This window comes from Brevundimonas pishanensis, assembly GCF_022750635.1.
GTDB classification, from domain to species: domain Bacteria; phylum Pseudomonadota; class Alphaproteobacteria; order Caulobacterales; family Caulobacteraceae; genus Brevundimonas; species Brevundimonas pishanensis.
The window spans coordinates 193,330-211,384 of record NZ_JAJKBG010000005.1 but is presented as its reverse complement, the minus strand read 5'-3'; the positions used below and the strand labels follow the sequence as shown (position 1 = coordinate 211,384).

General features: G+C 62.0%; 12 protein-coding genes. 9 read left to right on the top strand and 3 right to left on the bottom strand.

Going from position 1 to position 18,055, the window contains the following annotated elements; genetic code table 11:
• The first annotated feature begins 311 nt into the window (after positions 1 to 311).
• The gene (locus tag LOX95_RS11320) at positions 312 to 2,111 is read left to right on the top strand and encodes a long-chain-acyl-CoA synthetase (RefSeq protein ID WP_242914859.1); all 1,800 of its coding nucleotides are present in this window, start codon (positions 312 to 314) and stop codon (positions 2,109 to 2,111) included.
• Positions 2,112 to 2,173: 62 nt separating this feature from the next.
• On the opposite strand, the gene LOX95_RS11315 is transcribed toward LOX95_RS11320, so the two are convergent.
• Positions 2,174 to 2,944, bottom strand: coding sequence for an SDR family oxidoreductase (locus LOX95_RS11315; protein ID WP_242914661.1), 771 nt, complete (start codon positions 2,942 to 2,944; stop codon positions 2,174 to 2,176).
• Here LOX95_RS11315 and LOX95_RS11310 point away from each other — a divergent pair.
• From LOX95_RS11310 to LOX95_RS11280, 7 genes are all read left to right on the top strand, one after another.
• Complete coding sequence (locus LOX95_RS11310) at positions 2,831 to 3,961, top strand: LysR family transcriptional regulator (protein WP_345791449.1); 1,131 nt, start codon at positions 2,831 to 2,833, stop codon at positions 3,959 to 3,961. The two genes, LOX95_RS11315 and LOX95_RS11310, sit on opposite strands and share 114 nt — an antisense overlap.
• A gap of 54 nt (positions 3,962 to 4,015) precedes the next feature.
• Entirely contained in the window at positions 4,016 to 4,882 is an 867-nt protein-coding gene (motA, locus tag LOX95_RS11305; RefSeq protein WP_242914657.1) for a flagellar motor stator protein MotA, read from the top strand.
• Positions 4,883 to 5,218: 336 nt separating this feature from the next.
• Entirely contained in the window at positions 5,219 to 5,482 is a 264-nt protein-coding gene (locus LOX95_RS11300; RefSeq protein WP_242914655.1) for a hypothetical protein, read from the top strand.
• A 107-nt stretch (positions 5,483 to 5,589) separates the two neighbouring features.
• Positions 5,590 to 7,371 (top strand): tRNA (5-methylaminomethyl-2-thiouridine)(34)-methyltransferase MnmC2, encoded by a 1,782-nt coding sequence (gene mnmC2, locus LOX95_RS11295; RefSeq protein WP_242914653.1) that lies wholly within the window; start codon positions 5,590 to 5,592, stop codon positions 7,369 to 7,371.
• 253 nt (positions 7,372 to 7,624) lie between these two features.
• On the top strand, positions 7,625 to 8,686 hold the full coding sequence (locus tag LOX95_RS11290) for an efflux RND transporter periplasmic adaptor subunit (protein ID WP_242914651.1): 1,062 nt from the start codon (positions 7,625 to 7,627) through the stop codon (positions 8,684 to 8,686).
• 12 nt (positions 8,687 to 8,698) lie between these two features.
• On the top strand, positions 8,699 to 11,791 hold the full coding sequence (locus LOX95_RS11285) for an efflux RND transporter permease subunit (RefSeq protein WP_242914649.1): 3,093 nt from the start codon (positions 8,699 to 8,701) through the stop codon (positions 11,789 to 11,791).
• Between the two features lie 68 nt (positions 11,792 to 11,859).
• Positions 11,860 to 12,312 carry an ASCH domain-containing protein gene (locus LOX95_RS11280; RefSeq protein ID WP_242914647.1) on the top strand — a complete coding sequence of 151 codons (453 nt, stop codon included), beginning with the start codon at positions 11,860 to 11,862 and terminating at the stop codon, positions 12,310 to 12,312.
• A 58-nt stretch (positions 12,313 to 12,370) separates the two neighbouring features.
• Here LOX95_RS11280 and LOX95_RS11275 read toward each other — a convergent pair whose 3' ends face one another.
• Positions 12,371 to 14,965 (bottom strand): TonB-dependent receptor, encoded by a 2,595-nt coding sequence (locus LOX95_RS11275; RefSeq protein ID WP_242914645.1) that lies wholly within the window; start codon positions 14,963 to 14,965, stop codon positions 12,371 to 12,373.
• A gap of 262 nt (positions 14,966 to 15,227) precedes the next feature.
• Positions 15,228 to 16,418, bottom strand: a complete 1,191-nt coding sequence (gene nhaA / locus LOX95_RS11270; protein WP_242914643.1) for a Na+/H+ antiporter NhaA — start codon at positions 16,416 to 16,418, stop codon at positions 15,228 to 15,230.
• Positions 16,419 to 16,647: 229 nt separating this feature from the next.
• On the opposite strand from nhaA, the gene LOX95_RS11265 reads away from it, so the two are divergent.
• Positions 16,648 to 18,054: a protein adenylyltransferase SelO gene (locus LOX95_RS11265; RefSeq protein WP_242914641.1), complete on the top strand. Its 1,407-nt coding sequence runs from the start codon at positions 16,648 to 16,650 to the stop codon at positions 18,052 to 18,054.
• The last annotated feature ends 1 nt before the right edge of the window (position 18,055 follow it).

Below are 18,055 nucleotides of genomic sequence, written 5' to 3'. Positions count from 1 at the left end.
GGACAAATCTATGGCCTGACGATGCATGTTTCACATCACCTGCGCAGGCCCTGCGCCTATCCGATAAAATCACGGTTGGGCGACCAGTCCAACAAGTCTGATTCACTACACAACCGGCGCAATCCAATATCGGTGCGGTGCTATTGTTGACGTAAGGTCGCCTATTAACTTTACCCAGCGTCATACAAATCGACCCGAGACTGTGCAGTTTTCGGGAACAATGGACCAATGCGGCCTTTCGAGCAGTTGACCCGCGCCCCCATGCCGTTCATCAACAAAGAAAATATTCAATGGGGAAAGGCTGCGCACTCATGGGTATGGTGGCGAACATCAAGAGCGAAATCCGCTTTCTGGGAGGGCTTATACGCCTCCTGAAGCGCATCAAGCCGATCGCTCTGGATAGTGATGTTCTGATCTGCGACGACATCGAAGAAGCCGTCGACAAATACCCGGACAACATCTGCGTAGAAGACGAGACCCGTCGCCTGACCTACCGCGAGTTCGAAGCGCTCGCGAACCGTTACGCCAACTGGGCCGCCAGCCGTAACCTCAAGCGTGGCGACACCATCGCCCTGCTGATGCACAACCGTGTTGAATACGTGGCGGCATGGTTCGGCTTCTCCAAGGTCGGCGTGGCAACGGCCCTGATCAACAACAACCTCAACGGTTCGGCTCTGGCCCACTGCCTGAACATTTCGGGCGCGTTCAACGTCGTCACCGACGAAGACTGCTGGCAGGCCGCCGAGGACAGCCGCGGTCTGATCGACCGCGACATCATGCTGTGGGTTCTGGGTCTGGGCGAAGAGAACGAGACCAACACCCGCCGCGACTTCGACAATGCCGTCCGCAGCGCCTCGTCGGTCCGTCCGGATCGCGGCCTGCGCAAGGGCCTGACCAACCGCGATACCGCGCTCTACATCTACACCTCGGGCACCACCGGCCTGCCAAAGGCCGCGCGCATCCCGCACTCGCGTGCCCGCACCTATATGCGCGCCTTCGCAGGCGGCACCGGCGCGACCCAGAAGGACACCCTGTTCAACGTCCTGCCGCTGTACCACTCGACCGGCGGCCTTGTGGGCGTCGGCTCGGTGCTGCTGAACGGTGGCCGTATGGTCACCCGACGCCGCTTCTCGGCCTCGACCTTCTGGCCGGACGTAAAGTCGTCGGGCGCGACCATGTTCGTCTATATCGGCGAGCTGTGCCGCTATCTGGTGAACTCGCCGGAGAATGCCGACGAACGCTCGCACAAGCTGCGCCTCGCCTTCGGCAACGGCCTGCGCCCCGACGTCTGGGAAGAGTTCCAGTCGCGCTTCAAAGTGCCGGTCATTCTCGAATTCTACGGCTCGACCGAAGGCAACGTCTCGCTGTTCAACTTTGGCGGCAAGCCGGGCGCGATCGGTCGCGTGCCTTCCTATCTGAAGTCGCAGCTGAACATCCGCATCATCGAACTGGATCCGGAGACCGGCGAGCCGGTGCGTGGCCCCAACGGCCTGTGCAAGCTGGTCCGTACCGGCGAGACGGGTGAAGCCATCGGCGTGATCGGCAACACCATACGTCAGGACTTCACCGGCTATGCCGACAAGGCCGCGACGCAGAAGAAAATCCTGACCGACGTCTTCAAAAAGGGCGACCGCTGGTTCCGCACCGGCGACCTGATGCGTCAGGACAAGGAAGGCTACATCTACTTCATGGATCGTCTGGGCGACACCTTCCGCTGGAAGGGTGAAAACGTCTCGACCGCCGAAGTCGAACAGCATCTGTCCGAAGCGCCGGGCGTTCAGGAAGTCATCGCCTACGGCGTTGAAATCCCGGGTCAGGAAGGCCGCGCCGGTATGGTCGGTCTGGTGCTGGAAGGTCCGTTCGACGGCAAGGCCTTTGCCGCCCACGCAGACGCCAACCTACCGCCGTATGCGCGTCCGTGCTTCGTACGCGTACTGGAATCGGCCTCGACCACGGGCACCTTCAAATACCGCAAGGTCGATCTCGTCAGCGACGGCTTCGATCCGGAAAAGGTGAAGGGCCAGCTCTATGTCCGCGGTGGCGAGGACGGCTATCAGCCTCTCACCGAAGAAATCCGTCAGGCCATCCTGACCGGCTCGATCCGCCTGTAAGCGGCGACATCGAGGTAAAAATCAGACGGCGGGGCCAAACCCCGCCGTCTTTTTTATACGCCTTACTTGGTGGTGTAGCCGCCGTTGACCAGAATAGTCTGGCCCGTCATCCACCAGCCCTCGGTGACGAGGAAGCGGATCCACGGGGCAATGTCCTCGATGTCGGTGAGCCCCGTCTTGCTGATCGGCGACAGCGCCGCAGCAGACTTGTGATAGGCCTGCGCCTCGGCGGATTCCTGACCGTAGAAGAAGGGCGTATCCATCGGCCCCGGCCCGATTGCCGTCACCGAGATTCCCCGATCACCGAACTCCTTGGACGCCGCGCGGGTAAAATGCTCGACGGGAGCCTTGGTCCCCGCATAGCTGGAATAGAAGGGCGTATAGGCCCCCAACAGGGACGTCACCAAGGTGCAGATGGCACCATTGTCGTTCACCGACTTGCCTGCCTCTTTCAGGAAGAAGAAGGCCGTTTTGGCGTTCACGTCGCTCATGGTGTCGTATTCGGCCTCGCTGATGTCCAGCATTGGCTTCTTCAAGACCTTGCCGACAGTGTTCAGCGCGATATCGGGGCGACCAAACGCGGCTTCGGTTTCGCGAAACAGACGCTCTACCTCGCTGACCACCGTCAAATCGGCCTGAACCGTCAGTGCCTTTGCCCCCGTCGCCTCGATCGCCGCCACAGTATCGGCGGCGTCCTTGGCCGTTTCGGCGCTGTGGTGATGGACCACGATCGCCTTGGCTCCCCGAGCGGCAAAGTCACGAGCCACCAGACCTCCGAGGTTCTTGGCACCGCCTGCAATCACGACGATCTTGTCCTTAATAGTCCGCTCCATGCGGTCACTCCCTATGTGTTCGGTTACACATATCGGAGTAATGTTTGCCTAAAGGCCAATAAAGCGCCATTTAACGACATCATTTGTCAGATCGGTCGATCAATGGACAGGCTTAACCTGTACCGCATATTTACACATGTGGCAGAAACACGAAGCTTTACCAAAAGCGCGGATCGACTTCACATTCCAAGATCAAGCGTATCGGCTGCAATATCCGATCTGGAGCGCCGCTTGGGTGTGCGATTGCTTAACCGTACCACGCGTAACGTCTCGCTTACTTATGAAGGCGAAGCTTTACTAGAACGCTGCCTCGACCTGCTCGCCTCGTCCGAGGATATCGACAGCATGTTTCGCGACGACCACGAACTGGCCGGACGGATCAAGGTCGACGCTCCCAGCCGGATCGGCCGTCAGATCATCGCCCCCGCCCTTCCCGACTTCTTTGCATCGTGGCCTAATCTGCAAATCGAACTGGGCTTTAGCGACCGACCCGTCGACCTTATCCAGGAACAGGTCGATATCGCCCTGAGAGCTGGCCCCCTCGTCGATTCCGGTCTGAAAGCCCGCAGGGTCGGCAAGGTCCGCCAGATCAATGTTGCCAGCCCGTCGTATCTGGCGCGCCACGGCACGCCCGCCACACCCGACGATCTGGATCACCATCTGCAGGTTGCCTACACCTCGCCTTCCACTCGCCGCGTGCTGGACTGGGAATGGTTCGACGGCGAAAAGACCCACCACCGTCCCGTGCGCTGGCAGGTCAGCGCCAATAATGCCGAGGCCTATATTGCCTGCGCCCTCGCCGGCCTCGGCCTGATCCAGATACCTGCCTACGATGTGGCCCGCCACATTGCGGCCGGGGAACTGGTTCCCGTCATGGATGACCACCGTCCCGAAGACATGGTTTTCAGCCTCGTCTATCCCGGTCGCTCCGGTTCCAACCGCCGCATCCGCATTTTCAGTGACTGGCTGGCAGACCAGATCGCCCGCGCAACTGCACAGGTCGAAACTTCACCTTAAGCATTAACCGTCACAAGAAGGGCGAAGCTTTCCATCTCGCGGACCCCTCGGCCTATGTTCCAGATTATCGGCATCATCATGCTATTCGCCATGGTGTTCGGCAGTTTCCTGCTGCACGGCGGCAAGATGGCGACCATCCTGTACTCGCTGCCTTACGAGCTGATGGCGATTTTCGGGGCGGGCATCGCCGCCTTCCTGATCTCCAACTCCATGCCGGTCATCAAGGGCACGCTGGGCGGTCTGGGCAAATGCTTTGCCGGCCCGAAATGGAAGAAGCAGGACTATAAGGACCTGCTCAGCCTGCTGTTCCAGCTTTCCAAGACCATGAAGTCCAAGGGCGTCATCGCTCTGGAAAGCCACATCGAAAAGCCCGCCGAGAGCCCCATCTTCCAGAAGTACCCCAAGGTGCTGAAGGACCATTTCGCTGTCGATTTCATCTGCGACACCCTGCGTATGATGACCATGAACCTCGAAGATCCGCACCAGATCGAGGACGCCATGGAAAAACAGCTGGAAAAACACCACCACGAAGCAGGCGAGCCTGCACACGCGCTGCAAAACCTTGCTGACGGCCTTCCGGCTCTGGGCATCGTGGCCGCCGTTCTGGGCATCATCAAAACCATGGGCTCCATCACCGAGCCGCCGGAGGTTCTGGGCGGTATGATCGGCGGCGCTCTGGTCGGTACCTTCCTCGGCGTGTTCCTTGCCTACGGTCTAGTCGGCCCCTTCGCGGCCCGCCTCAAAGCCATCGTGGACGAGGAAGCGGCCTATTACAAAATCATCCAGTCCGTGCTGGTCGCCCACCTTCACGGTAACGCAGCCCAGATCTCGGTCGAGATCGGTCGCGGCGATATTCCCTCGACCATTCAGCCCAGCTTCGCTGAAATGGAAGAGGCACTGGCGGCAGCCCCGACAGACTAAACAATACACCGGCCGATATCATAGCGGGGCTCGAAACAGCGGGCCCCGCGAGTCGTTTCCGGGCTATTTTACAAAGCTCGTGATTGCCTTTGAAACAAAAAATGTGATCGGGAAATCAAACGCTACAGCGGAAATTCGACCAGAAATTTAGGCTAAGACCAAGGTTTTATGAAGAATTTTTCCCATACTTTTCAATCCCCACAGCCATTTCAACAGCCCCCTGTGCACGACTTCACGAAGGCGTGAGAATTTCGCTTGCGATTCCGCTCACGATCCCGTTATCTGTCGGTCAGCGAGGCTTTCGGCCCCGCCTCAACCTTCTCAAGGAAGACTAACATGCGCATCACTGCCCTGATCGCCGCTTCGGCCGCTGCTCTGGCCCTGGCTGCTTGCCAACCGGCTGCTGAAACCACCGAAGCTCCGGCTGCTGAAGCTGCTGCTGCTGAAGCCACCGACGCTGCTGCTGAAGCAACCGACGCTGCTGCTGCTGCAACCGACGCTGCTGCTGAAGCCACCGACGCAGCTGCTGCTGCTCCGGCTGCTCCGGCTGCTGACGCTGCTGCTGCTCCGGCTGCTGAAGCTCCGGCTGCTGCTCACTAAGATTTATATCTTAGGCTCGCGGGGCTTCGGCCTCGCTGGCGAGAAAGGGGTCACCTCAGGGTGGCCCCTTTTTTCGTGCCCGTTTCGGGTCTAGACACACCCGTCTGATGACCCACGACGCTCCCGACGCGAACCCCTCTTCTCCGCAACTGCTCTGGGCCGAGGATGGCTCCCCGCGATCCGGCCGGTTCGGTGACGTCTATTTCTCGAAAGATGACGGCCTGTCCGAAACCCGCGCCGTGTTTCTGGGCGGCTGCAACATGCCCGAGGTGTGGCAGGGCCGGACCCGTTTCACTGTCGGCGAACTGGGCTTCGGCACCGGTCTGAACATCATCACCCTGATCGACCTGTGGCGACGGCATCGCCCCGGCGACGGACTGCTCCACGTCTTTTCCGTAGAGGGCTACCCCCTCACCCGCGCCGAGGCCGAGCGCGCTCTGGCCGCGTGGCCCGATGTAGCCGACACCGCCTCCGCCCTGCTCGAGCAATGGCCCAGCCAGTGCCCCGGCTTTCATCGTCTGGACCTGCCCCAATGGGGCGTCACCATTGATCTGGCCATCGGCGAGGTGGAGTGGGCACTGGCGCAATGGCAGGGCAAGGCCGATGCGTGGTTCCTTGACGGGTTCAGCCCCGCACTGAACCCCGGCATGTGGTCCGAAGACATCATGGCCGCTGTGGCCGAGCACTCGGCAGACGGGTGCCATCTGGCGACCTTCACTGTCGCCGGTGCGGTACGTCGCGCACTGGCGGCCAACGGCTTTAGCGTCGCCAAATGCCCCGGTCATGGCCGCAAGCGCGAACGGCTCGAAGCACGCAAGGAAGGCGTGCGTCCCACCGCTGCCCCGCCCAGTATCGCCATCATCGGCGCAGGCATCGCCGGTAGCGCCCTCGCCCGCGCCGCCCGCGCCCAGGGACTGTCACCCGTCGTGATAGAGGCCCGCCATCCCGGTGCCGAAGCCAGCGGCTTTCCCGCCGCACTGGTTACTCCGCGACTGGACGCCGGCGATGCCTTTATCAGCGGCCTCTATGCACAGGCCCTCGAGCGCGCAAACCAGCTTTACCGGCGCATTCCCAGTGCCATCCTCGCTCAAGGCGTCCTGCAACTGGAACATGTCGAACGCGATGCCAACCGCTACGACAAGATCGCCGCCCAACCGCTCTGGCCCGAGGGAGCGATGATCCGCCTCTCCGCGTCTGACGCCTCCGCACATCTCAATGAGAAGATGCCCATGGGCGGCCTGATGATGGCCGATGCCTTTGCCCTTTCTCCGGCCAAAGCTCTCGAAGCGTGGCTGTCGGATACGCCCTTGGTCATGGCCCGGGTCGAGGCGCTGACCCGCAGCGAAGACGGCTGGACGCTCACCGACGACGAGGGTCAGTCTCTGGGCACATTCGACCATGTGGTTTTGGCCGCCGGTTGGGGAACTGCACACCTCAGACCAGGCCTGTCGCTCGCGCCGGTCGCAGGACAGGCCGACTGGACAACCGACGACAAGGCGACGCCCGAGCCAGCCGTGGCATGGGGCGGCTATAGCGTCCCGACAGGCAACGGCCTGTTGTTCGGCGCGACCCACGATCGCGGTGTCGATGCGCCCGAACCCTCGCAAGAGGCATCGGAGCGTAACCGCGCCACCTTGTCCGAAGTTCTTCCCGTTCGGTGGAGCCGCCATGCGGACGCGCCGTTGAACCGCCGTACAGCGGTTCGCGCCACCACCCCTGACCGGCTTCCGATCTGCGGCACCGTCGAAGACGGCCTGCATGTGCTGACAGGGTTGGGCTCGCGCGGGTTTTGCGCCGCTCCACTGCTGGCCGAGCACCTGATCAGCCACATCGTCGATGCGCCGTCCCCCCTGCCTGCGACATGGGGTCGCCGCCTTCAGCCCCGTTGATACGGCACCCGCCGTTTCGATTAAGTAACACAGCTTACCGTCTGTTCATTTGACGTATTGAACAGTCTGTATATCCCTGCGTTCTGTCAGAACGTCCGGCTTCATCGCCGCGCGGAGAGTCCGTGTGTTGTCCGCAATCCCCCCGTCCCATTTTTCTTTTCCAAAGCACCTCCCGATGAATGTACTGCGATCCTACGCAATCCTTCTGACCTGCCTTTCTGCCGTTTCACTGGCAGCGTGTGGCGAGAAGGAGGTGAAAGAAAAGCCTGACAGCAGCATCACCGTCAGCGTCGCTGATGCCTCGACCGCCACCCTGCCTTTCAAGGTCGTCGCCTCCGGCAACGTCAGCGCCTGGGAAGAAGTGCCCGTCGGTGCCGAGACGGGTGGCCTGACAGCGGTCTCCATCTTCGTGGACGAAGGCAGTTACGTGCGTCAGGGCCAACCGCTGGTCCAGATGAATGACGCCCTGCTCCAAGCCCAGTTGCGCCAGCAGCAGGCTGCCGTCCAAACCGCAGAGGCGAATGCTGCACGCGACAACGCGGCGTTGGCCCGCGCCCAAGAACTGAAGGAACGCGGCTTCCTCTCGCAAGCCTCGCTGGATACAGCACTGGCCAACCAGCGTGCTTCCGAAGCCAATCTGGCTTCCGCCCGCGCAGGCCTTGCCGAGACCCGCACCCGCCTGTCCCAAGCCACCATCCGCGCTCCAGTAAGTGGCCAGATCATCAGCCGCAGCGTGACCAAGGGCCAGATCATTGCCGCGGGAACCGAGCTATTCCGCATGGTCCGTGACGGTCGCCTCGAACTGGACGCACAGGTCCCCGAGACGCAGCTTGGCGCATTGCGCGCCGGTCAGACCGCCGCCATCACTTCGTCACAGGCGGCTCCGACCACGGGCACCGTCCGCATCGTTACCCCCGAAGTGGATGCCCAGACCCGTCTCGGCGTCGCCCGCATCAGCCTTGCCTCCGGTAGCGGCCTCAAGCCGGGCATGTTCGCCCGTGCCGAAATCGACGCTGGCACACGTGAAGCCACCGTCGTTCCTACCCCTGCCATCCTCTATCGCGACAACAAGGCCGGTGTGTTTGTGGTCGGCACCGGTAACAAGGTCTCCTTCGTTCCGGTCCGCGTGATCCAGCGCAACGACACCCAGTCGTCGGTTGAGGGCCTGAACGCCGGTGCGCGCGTCGTCGTCGAAGGTGCCGGCTTCCTGAACACCGGAGACACGGTCAAGATCGCCGCGGGTACCAATGCCCGTCCGGCGGCGGCACCTGCGCCCGCTGCCGCCCCCGCCGTACGCCCTCAGGCCACGAACTAAGGCATCACACCGATGAACCAGATTTCGTCCTGGGCGATTAAAAACCCGATCCCCATCATCCTGCTGTTCACCCTGCTGACCCTCGCAGGGATCGTCGGCTTCTCGTCGATGCGGATCAACAACAACCCCGACATCGACTTCCCGCTGGTGAACGTCGTGGCCGCCCGTCCGGGTGCCGCGCCGTCCGAAATGGAGGTCCAGGTCACCCGCGTCATCGAGGACTCGCTGGCCGGTCTATCGGGCGTGAAGAACATCTATTCCAACGTCTCCGACGGCGTCTCGACCACCATGATCGAGTTCGAGTTGGGCACCGACACCGAGCGCGCGACCAATGACGTGCGCAACGCCATGAGCACGGTTCGCGGCACCCTGCCTCAAGACATGCAGGAGCCGACGGTCACCCGCGTGGACATCACCGGTGACGCCTTGATCACCTATGTGGTGCGCTCCAACACCATGTCGCCCGAGCAGATTAGCTGGTTCATCGATAACGATGTCTCCAAGCGCCTGCTGGGTCTGGGCGGCGTCGGCGAAGTGAACCGCTCGGGCGGTGTGGACCGCGAAATCCGCGTGGAACTGGACCCGCAACGTCTGGCAGCCTACGGCGTCACCGCCGCGCAGGTCAGTCAGGCACTGGTCAACGTAAACAACAACCTGCCCGGGGGCCGTGTGACCGTCGCAGGCTCCGAGCGTTCTGTCCGTACCATCGGTTCGGCCACCTCGCTGGAGCAACTGGCCGGCACGCTTGTCCCGCTCGGCAATGGCCGTAGCGTGCGTCTCGAAGACCTTGGTCAGGTTGTCGACAAGTGGGGCGAGCCGCGCCGTCTGGCCCGCTACAACGGACAAGAAGCGGTCACCTTCGGCTTCCTGCGCTCGCGCACCGCCTCCGAGGTCAAGGTCTCGGAAAAAGTCCGTCAGGAAATCGAGAAGCTCAACGAAGAGCATAAAGGCCAGCTGACCATCGAAGAGGTCACCTCCTCGGTCAAATATATCGAAGAATCCTATATGGCCTCCCTGGAGGCACTGGCACTGGGTGCGGCTCTGGCTGTGCTGGTGGTGTTCATCTTCCTGCGTGACTGGCGTGCGACGCTCATCGCCGCCACGGCCATGCCGCTGTCGCTGATCCCCACATTCGCCTTCCTCGCCCCGATGGACCAGTCACTGAACGTGGTCACGCTGCTGGCGCTGTCCCTGACCATCGGCATTCTCGTCGATGACGCCATCGTGGAAATCGAGAACATCGTACGGCACATGCGCGATGGCAAACCGCCTTATGACGCGGCCTTCGAGGCCGCTGACGAAATCGGTCTGGCCGTTGTCGCGACCACCGGCACCATCATCGCCGTGTTCGCGCCTGTCGGTTTCATGCCCGGCATCATCGGACAGTTCTTCAAGGCGTTCGCTCTGGCAGCCTGTATCTCGGTTTTCTTCTCGCTGGTGGTCGCCCGTACCCTGACCCCGCTGATGGCCGCCTATCTGCTCAAGCACACCAAGCACGAGGACAAGGATCCCAAGTGGATGCCGGGTTATCTGCGCGCACTGGAATGGTGCCTGAAGTTCCGCTGGGCCGTGTTTGGGTTCGGGGCGCTGTTCCTCGTCGGCTCGTTCGCTACGGCCATCGTGACCAAGATGTCGTTCGAGTTCATGTCGCCGGCCGACGAAGGCCGCGCGGCGTTCCAGATCGAACTGCCACCCGGCTCGACCCTGCGCCAGACAGACGCCATCGTTCAGAACGTCAGCCGCCAGTTGAACGCCCGCCCGGAGGTCGTCTCGGTCTACGCCGCCATCGGCGGTCAGGAAGTGACGCAGGCCAATGTCTTCGCCGACATGGTGCCCAAGGGCGACCGCGAACTCAGCCAGCAGGAGTTCCAGCGCGTCATGGTCGACGAGCTGAAGAAGATTCCGGGCGCTCGTGTACGCGCGGGCATCGCCCAGCAGGGCGGCGGTCCGGGTGACGGGACCAGCTACGAGTTCGCGCTTCTCGGTGACGATCCTGCCGTATTGGATCAGGTCGCCCGCAAAGTCGAGGACGATATGAAACGCGTTCCCGGCCTGGCCAATGTGGTCAACACCTCGGCAATTGCGCGTCCTGAAATCGTTGTCACACCGAGACCTGACGAAGCCGCCTTGCTGGGTGTGTCCGCAGGTTCGATCTCGCAGGCGGTGCGTGTTGCCACCATCGGCGACGTCGACCAGAACTTGCCCAAGTTCAACCTTGGCGACCGCCAGATCCCGATCCGCCTGCAACTGACCGAACAGGCACGCGAAGACCTGTCGGTGATCCAGAATCTGCGTGTTCCGACCGCCTCCGGTGCTACCGTGCCACTGAGCGCCGTGGCCGATGTCGAGTTCGGTGCCGGTCCCGCCAGTGTGGCGCGTCGCGACCGCTCTCGCGTCGTCTCTATCAAGGCCGAGTTGAACGGTATCACAACCGGTGCAGCAGCCCAGGCCGTGCAGCGTTTGGAGTCCGTCAGGAACCTGCCCGATGGCGTCCGCCAGATTCCCGCAGGCGATCAGGAGTTCATCCAGGAGATGCTGATCGGCTTCGGCATCGCCTTCCTCAGCGGTATTTTGCTGATGTATGCGGTGCTGACCCTGTTGTTCAAATCCTTCGCCTATCCGATCACCATTATGGCGGCGCTGCCTCTCGCCATCGGTGGTGCGATCCTCGGCCTTGTAATGATGGACAAGAGCTTCTCCATGTCGGCACTGATCGGCGTGCTGATGCTGATGGGTATTGCCGCCAAGAACTCGATCCTGTTGGTGGACTACATCATCATGGCCGAACGCGACGGCTTGACCCGATATGAAGCCATTATGGACGCCGCCCACAAACGGGCGCGTCCCATCCTGATGACCACCTTCGCCATGGGCGCGGGTATGGTGCCCATCGCCATCGGCATCGGTGCCGACGTCGAGTTCCGCTCGCCCATGGCCGTGGCGGTGCTCTTTGGCCTGATCTCCTCGACCTTCCTGTCACTGCTCTACATTCCGGCAGTGTTTACAATCGTGGATGACATCGCCCACTTCTTCCGCCGCCTGCTGAACCGCGCGTTCGCAAGCCAGAAACAGGGCGCTGACGGACAATCGATCAGCAAATACTGACCCTGACCTAACTCCGAAAGCCCCCGCCCAGCTGGTCGGGGGCTTTCTTTTTACCGAGGCCGTGAGGCATGACACCTTCTGCCAGACAGATGTGGGGCCGGTATCGGGCCTGCCATCCCTATGCGCCCGAAGCGCCCTATGAGTGCTTCCACTTCTGCGACAACCGCGAGGACGCCGACATGTGCGCCGATCTGGTGGTTTCCGGGATCAAGCGCGCCACCGCAGCATCGGTCGCGGAACTGGAGTTGTCCGGTATGCGCCAGCCCGTCGTCGGCGACGTCTCGATCGTGACGCGATGGGATGGCAAGGCCGTCGCCGTTATTCGCACCACACACGTCGAAATCCGGCGACTGGACGATGTGGATGAGGCCTTTGCAATGCGCGAGGGCGAAGGCGACAAGACGCTCGCATGGTGGCGTCAGGCCCATGAGGCCTATTACCGCCGTGCATTGGCCGGCAGCGGTATCACGGTCGACGGCGATCTGCTGATCGTTTGCGAGCAGTTCGAACTCGCGCTCTAGGCAAAGAAAAAAGCGGCCGGATCGCTCCGGCCGCCAGTTGCTCGATAGTTTAACGGGATCAGTAACGCAGGCGCAGCGTCAGGCCATAGGTACGCGGTTGCCCAAGGAAGGAAGCGTACGTCTGGGTGTCCCGTGCCGGATCATAGTAGGAGCCGTTCGACTGAAGGCTGGTCTGGAAGGCCGAACCCATCAGCGGTTGGTTGATCGACACCTGCTTGTACTCGGTGTCGGTGATGTTTTGGCCCCACAGCTCCAGCGCCCACTTGTCATCCTCGGAGCCAATGGTGATGCGACCGTTCACGACACCGAACGCATCCTGCATCTTCCACGGCAGCAGGTCCGAACCGGTGTTGAACTCGGTCATGTACTTGCCGGTCAGGTTGAAGCCTGCGCGCAGACCGTTGCCGATGGCGCGGTCAAAGGCGATCGAGCCCGTGAGCGACCATTCCGGAGCGAACGATGCCGTTGCCCCCGGCAGCAGCGACAGTTGCGGGAAGTTGCCCGGTACCGTCATATCGGCAGCAGTGAAGTCGCCGTACTTGGTTTCGGCGTAGGTCACACCACCGGCCAGGACCAGACCTTCGACCGGAGTGAACCAAGCGAAGTCGGCGTCAACGCCGCGCGAGGTCAGTTCCGGGATCGATTCCACCACAAAGGCGGTGCCGAGGAAGGTGTTCAGCTGGAAGTCTTCGAACGTCTGGTCGAAGTAGGTGACGTTCAGCAGGACCTTACGGTTGAACAGGGTGTTCTTCAGACCGACTTCGAAGGAGTCGACCGTTTCCGACGGGAACAGCAGCGACGCGTTCGGCGTGATACCGGTCTGCACGCGGTCCATGTTGTAGCCGAAGGACTTATAGCCCTTGGCGTACGAACCGTAGAGCATGACGCTGTCGTTGAACTTGTAGCTGGCCTTGAAGGTGCCGCTCAGTTCGCCGTCGTCGAACTTCTCCGAGATCGTGCGGTTGTTATACAGCGGGTTCGCCCACGGAAGGCACAGGTTGCCCACCAGAGTGCTCGCCGCAGCGCCCACGACGCCGGCCAGAGCGCCTGCGTTACCGATGGCGCTGGCGCAGGCCAGACCATTGGTGCCGATGTTACGCTGCAGGCCGTTCAGGTTCTTTTCGTCCAGCGTGTAACGCAGACCCAGCGTCAGATCGAACTGCTCGGTCACGCGCCAGGTGTTGTTGGTGAACAGCGCGAACGACTGGGTGGTCTGGGTGTACAGGTCCTGCACGCCGTGACCCGGTGCGAAGACCGGACCGGTCGGAGCCGTCGGACCCGCAGGTGCCATGCCGCCCGTCAGCATGCAGCCGCCCAGCGTCGTAGCGGTCTGGCCCGGACGGGTCAGGCAGCCGATGATGTTCGGGCTGATCGGCACGGCCGGATTGGCTGCATTCAGCGACGACGTCAGCAGCAGCGACAGGAACGGCGTGTAGGTCGCGCCATAGTAGTACGAGTCATCACGGCGGATTTGCTCGCGGGTAGCGAACGCACCGACCAGCCAGTCCAGCTTGTCGGTCGAACCGGCCAGACGGATTTCCTGCGTGATGTTGTCCAGCGAATAGCCGTAACCGCCGTTGTTCTCGCGGTACATGTTATCCAGCGTGGAGTAATCGAGGTCCATGCCGTTGGTACCTTCCCACGCGCGCCACGAGGTGAGCGAGGTGAAGGTTGCGTTCCACGACGGGATGTCGATGTTCACTTCTGCCGACAGGCCCATGTCTTCCATGGTCTGGTCGGTGCCGCGGTTGGAATAGGCGGTGCGGGTGAAGGGCGTTTCGCCGAAGCCTGCGACCGGAGCGGCAATCTGACCGCCCAGAGCTTGCACGAGGGCATAGGTCGGGCCGACGCGGTTTTGAACGGCCACGCAGCAGTATTCGTCACGCTTGGTATAGTCCGCGATCAGTCGGATCGACACATCGTCCGACGGCAGGATCAGCAGTTGACCACGTGCGGTCCAGAAATCCTGGTTCTGGTCGTCGGTAGCTTCGCGCGGGCCATTGCCGGTGACCACGTCGTAGTAACCGTCACGCTTGCGGGTACCCAGATATAGGCGACCGGCGATGTTGTCGGTGATCGGACCGGTGACCGATCCGGTCACGCCCCATGCGCCAAAGTTACCGGCGGTGGCTTCCAGATTGAACTCCGGCACGAACGACGGAGCGGCCGTGATGATGTTGATCACGCCTGCCGAGGTGTTCTTGCCGAACAGGGTACCTTGCGGACCCTTCAGAACTTCGATGCGGTTCAGCTCGCCCAGGTCGCCGAAGCCGACCGAGTTACGCGAACGATAGACACCGTCGATCACGACGCCGACCGAGCTTTCCAGGCCCGGGTTGTCACCCACCGTACCCACGCCGCGGATACGGGCGGTGGTCGAGGCTTCCGACTGGGTCGAGGTCACCGTCATACCCGGCGTCAGGATCTGAAGGTCCTTGATGTCCTTCACGCCCGCGCCTTGCAGGGTTTCCTGCGACAGGGTCGTGACCACGATCGGCACTTCCTGCAGGCTCTGCTCGCGCTTCTGGGCGGTGACGATGATGTCATCGACCGAGGTCGGTGCATCTTGCGCGGATGCGGCACCTGCGACCCCGACCGCCGCGCCGAAGGCAACGATCGATGCAGTGCAACGCAGTCTGGTGGAAAATTTCATAGTACGGCTCCCGGCTTCTCAGCCCGGCCGCGTCGATGGCGACCGCGCTCGTTTCCTGTCCCAAATTCGACCCCCACTCATTTAATCGGTGCGGGTTCAGTTGAATTGGGTAGTGCAAGCCTCATAGAGCGACAAGCTACAGTGTTAGCTGAACGATGTTTTTTCTAATCACTTGGCGGACTGTGGCCTCAATGAGACACAATTACCTGACGTAGCGTAACTTTTTCTTAGGTTTCACGGGTCTTTAGCGGACCCGCGCCACCTATGCGTGTTCAGATTTTGGCCGTCTGCGGGCCGCCAGATGAAGGAAGATCGCGCCCACACAGGCCGACAACAGGGAGCCACCCAGTACGCCCAGTTTCACTTCGATCTGCTGGGGCGAATCCACGGCTCCGGGCACTGCCAGCGCGCCGATAAACAGGCTCATTGTGAAACCGATGCCGCAAAGCATGCTCACGCCATAAAGCTGCATCCACGATGCCCCCGTCGGCTTGTCCGCCAACCGCAGACGCGTGGCCAGCCAGGCCGCACCGAACACACCGATCTGCTTACCCAAAAACAGACCCAGCGCGATGCCAATGACCAGAGGCGCGAATGCCTGATCCAAAGACAGCCCGCTGAAGCTGACCCCTGCCTTGGCAAAGGCGAAGATCGGCAAGACCAGGAACGCAACATAGGGATGCAGGTCATGCATAGCGTCGCGCAGAGGACTGGCTCCCGTCTCGCGGCGCGGATTGACCGGTACCACCGCGGCAAACGCCACAGCCGCCAGCGATGTCGAAAGGCCCGATTTCACTGTCAGCCACCACATCGCGGCAAAACCGATGCACCAGAAGGCCGCCGCCAGTCGCCAGCGTCCCAGCACCGCCATCACGGCTAGCACGCCCACAGCCCCGAGCAGCGGCACCAACTGAACGCCCTGACTGAACAGCACGGCAATCAGGGCAATGGCTCCCAGATCATCGACAATCGCAAGGGTCAGCAAGAACACCCGCAAGGACGATGGCAAACCGCGCCCGACCAGGCCGAAAACAGCCAGCGCAAAGGCAATGTCGGTTGCCACCGGAATAGGCCAGCCCTCATGCGGCCCACCCAACAGATTGCTGACCAGCAAATAGATCCCGATCGGTGCGACCATACCCCCCAGCGCGCCGATGATCGGCATGGCCAGTTTCTTCGGGTTGCTCAGTTCGCCCTTTAATATCTCGTATTTGATCTCCAGACCCACCACGAGGAAGAAGACCGCCATCAGGCCTTCCTTGATCCAGTTGGCGACCGTCTCCTCCAGCCTCAGCGGCCCGATCTGCAGGACCTGCACGCTTTTCAGCCATGCGAAATAGTCCGCCGACAGGGGCGAGTTGGCGACGATCAAAGCCGCTAACGCGGCCAGCCCGAGGGCGGCACCGGAGGCGGCTTCCGTCTTGAGGAAGTCGAGTGTGAGTTTCTTGGCCACGTCAGAGATCCGATAATCGGTTAAACTTGGGTGGCGTCAGGTTATCGACGGACGCCGGACCGGATTCGCCGCACATAAGCACAAGCGCCAGCCTGGCCCACAATCCGGACAGCCCCAAAGGCGTCACAGGACCGGAGCCTGATCTCTACCGCTATAAATACCCCACTACCGCAGGGGTTCAACCCTTATCGACATTGCGAAACGCCATGGGATAGGCCATCTGCCCCTCATGTCCGTTTCCCCGACCTACCGCCCCGATCCCCGCTTTGCCCAACTGGGTACCGAGTTTGGCGAGACGGTTGCCGCCGCCGAGTTTCCCAAGACCGAACTTCGCCTGCGCCACAACCGTGCCGCCTCAGAGGTCGGGCTGGATACTCTGACGGACGAGGAATGGATTTCCCACTTCGGTCGCTTTGCGCCCCTGCCCGGCCAGCCCGAGCCGATCGCCATGGCTTATCACGGCCACCAGTTCCGCGTTTACAACCCGCAGATCGGCGATGGCCGCGGCTTCCTCGCCGCGCAGATGCGCGACACCGATGGCCGCCTGATGGATCTCGGAACCAAGGGCTCGGGCATCACCCCGTTCTCCCGCCACGCTGATGGCCGACTGACCCTCAAGGGCGGCATGCGCGAAGCCCTGGCCGCCGCCATGCTGGAAAGCCTTGGCGTGCCGACCTGCCGCATCCTGTCCTTGGTCGAGACGGGCGAGGAACTGGAGCGCGGTGACGAGCCGTCCCCCACCCGCTCAGCTGTGATGGTGCGCCTGTCGCACAGCCACATCCGCTTCGGCACCTTCCAGCGCGCGGCCTATTACAGCCGTCGCGACGAGCTGACCGAACTGGTGGAACACGCCCGCGCCAACTATTATCCACATCTGATCGAAGGCGATGCCGCGGGCTTCTTGCATGAAGTCGTACAGGCGCAAGCCAAACTCTGCGCCCGCTGGGTCGCCGCAGGTTTCGTCCACGGCGTGCTGAACACCGACAATCTGAATGTGACTGGCGAAAGCTTCGACTACGGCCCGTGGCGCTTCCTGCCGCACTACGAGCCGGGCTTTACCGCGGCCTATTTCGACCACGACGGCCTCTACGCCTTCGCGCGCCAGCCAGAAGCCGTGTTCTGGAACCTGACGCAACTGGCAGGCTGCCTGAAGCTTATCGCCGACTCCGAAGGTCTGGTGGCATCGCTCAACGGCTTTGGTCCCGCCTATATCCGCGAGCTGCGGGCCGCCTTCGTGATGCGCCTTGGTGTGAAGTCTGTCGGGGAAGCCGCTGACCAACGCCTCATGGACTGCACGCTGGCGCTACTGCGCGAAAAGGGCGAGGAACTGCGCTGGGAGCCGCTCTTCTTCGACTGGTTTGGCGGCTTCTCGTCGTCGGCACGCGCATTGGGCGGCCCGCGCGGCAAGTGCTATCAGGGCGAGGCCTTCGACGCCTTCCGCTATGCCCTGATGGAGCACGAGCCGGACAACCCCGAGCGTCTGGAGCACCCGATGTTCCGCAAGGCCGAGCCTGAAGAGATGCTTATCGACGAGGTCGAAGCCATCTGGGACGCCATCGCCGAGCGCGACGACTGGCAACCTCTGAACGACAAACTGGCCCGACTGGAAGCGGCCCGTCAGGCGTGGGGCTTCTAAC

Coding starts and splice junctions, on each gene's coding strand:
- LOX95_RS11315 (WP_242914661.1), bottom strand. CDS start 2,944: ATGGAGCGGACTATTAAGGACAAGATCGTCGTGATTGCAGGCGGTGCC.
- LOX95_RS11275 (WP_242914645.1), bottom strand. CDS start 14,965: ATGAAATTTTCCACCAGACTGCGTTGCACTGCATCGATCGTTGCCTTC.
- motA (WP_242914657.1), top strand. CDS start 4,016: ATGTTCCAGATTATCGGCATCATCATGCTATTCGCCATGGTGTTCGGC.
- LOX95_RS11265 (WP_242914641.1), top strand. CDS start 16,648: ATGTCCGTTTCCCCGACCTACCGCCCCGATCCCCGCTTTGCCCAACTG.
- LOX95_RS11280 (WP_242914647.1), top strand. CDS start 11,860: ATGACACCTTCTGCCAGACAGATGTGGGGCCGGTATCGGGCCTGCCAT.
- LOX95_RS11320 (WP_242914859.1), top strand. CDS start 312: ATGGGTATGGTGGCGAACATCAAGAGCGAAATCCGCTTTCTGGGAGGG.
- mnmC2 (WP_242914653.1), top strand. CDS start 5,590: ATGACCCACGACGCTCCCGACGCGAACCCCTCTTCTCCGCAACTGCTC.
- LOX95_RS11300 (WP_242914655.1), top strand. CDS start 5,219: ATGCGCATCACTGCCCTGATCGCCGCTTCGGCCGCTGCTCTGGCCCTG.
- LOX95_RS11285 (WP_242914649.1), top strand. CDS start 8,699: ATGAACCAGATTTCGTCCTGGGCGATTAAAAACCCGATCCCCATCATC.
- LOX95_RS11310 (WP_345791449.1), top strand. CDS start 2,831: ATGGACCACGATCGCCTTGGCTCCCCGAGCGGCAAAGTCACGAGCCAC.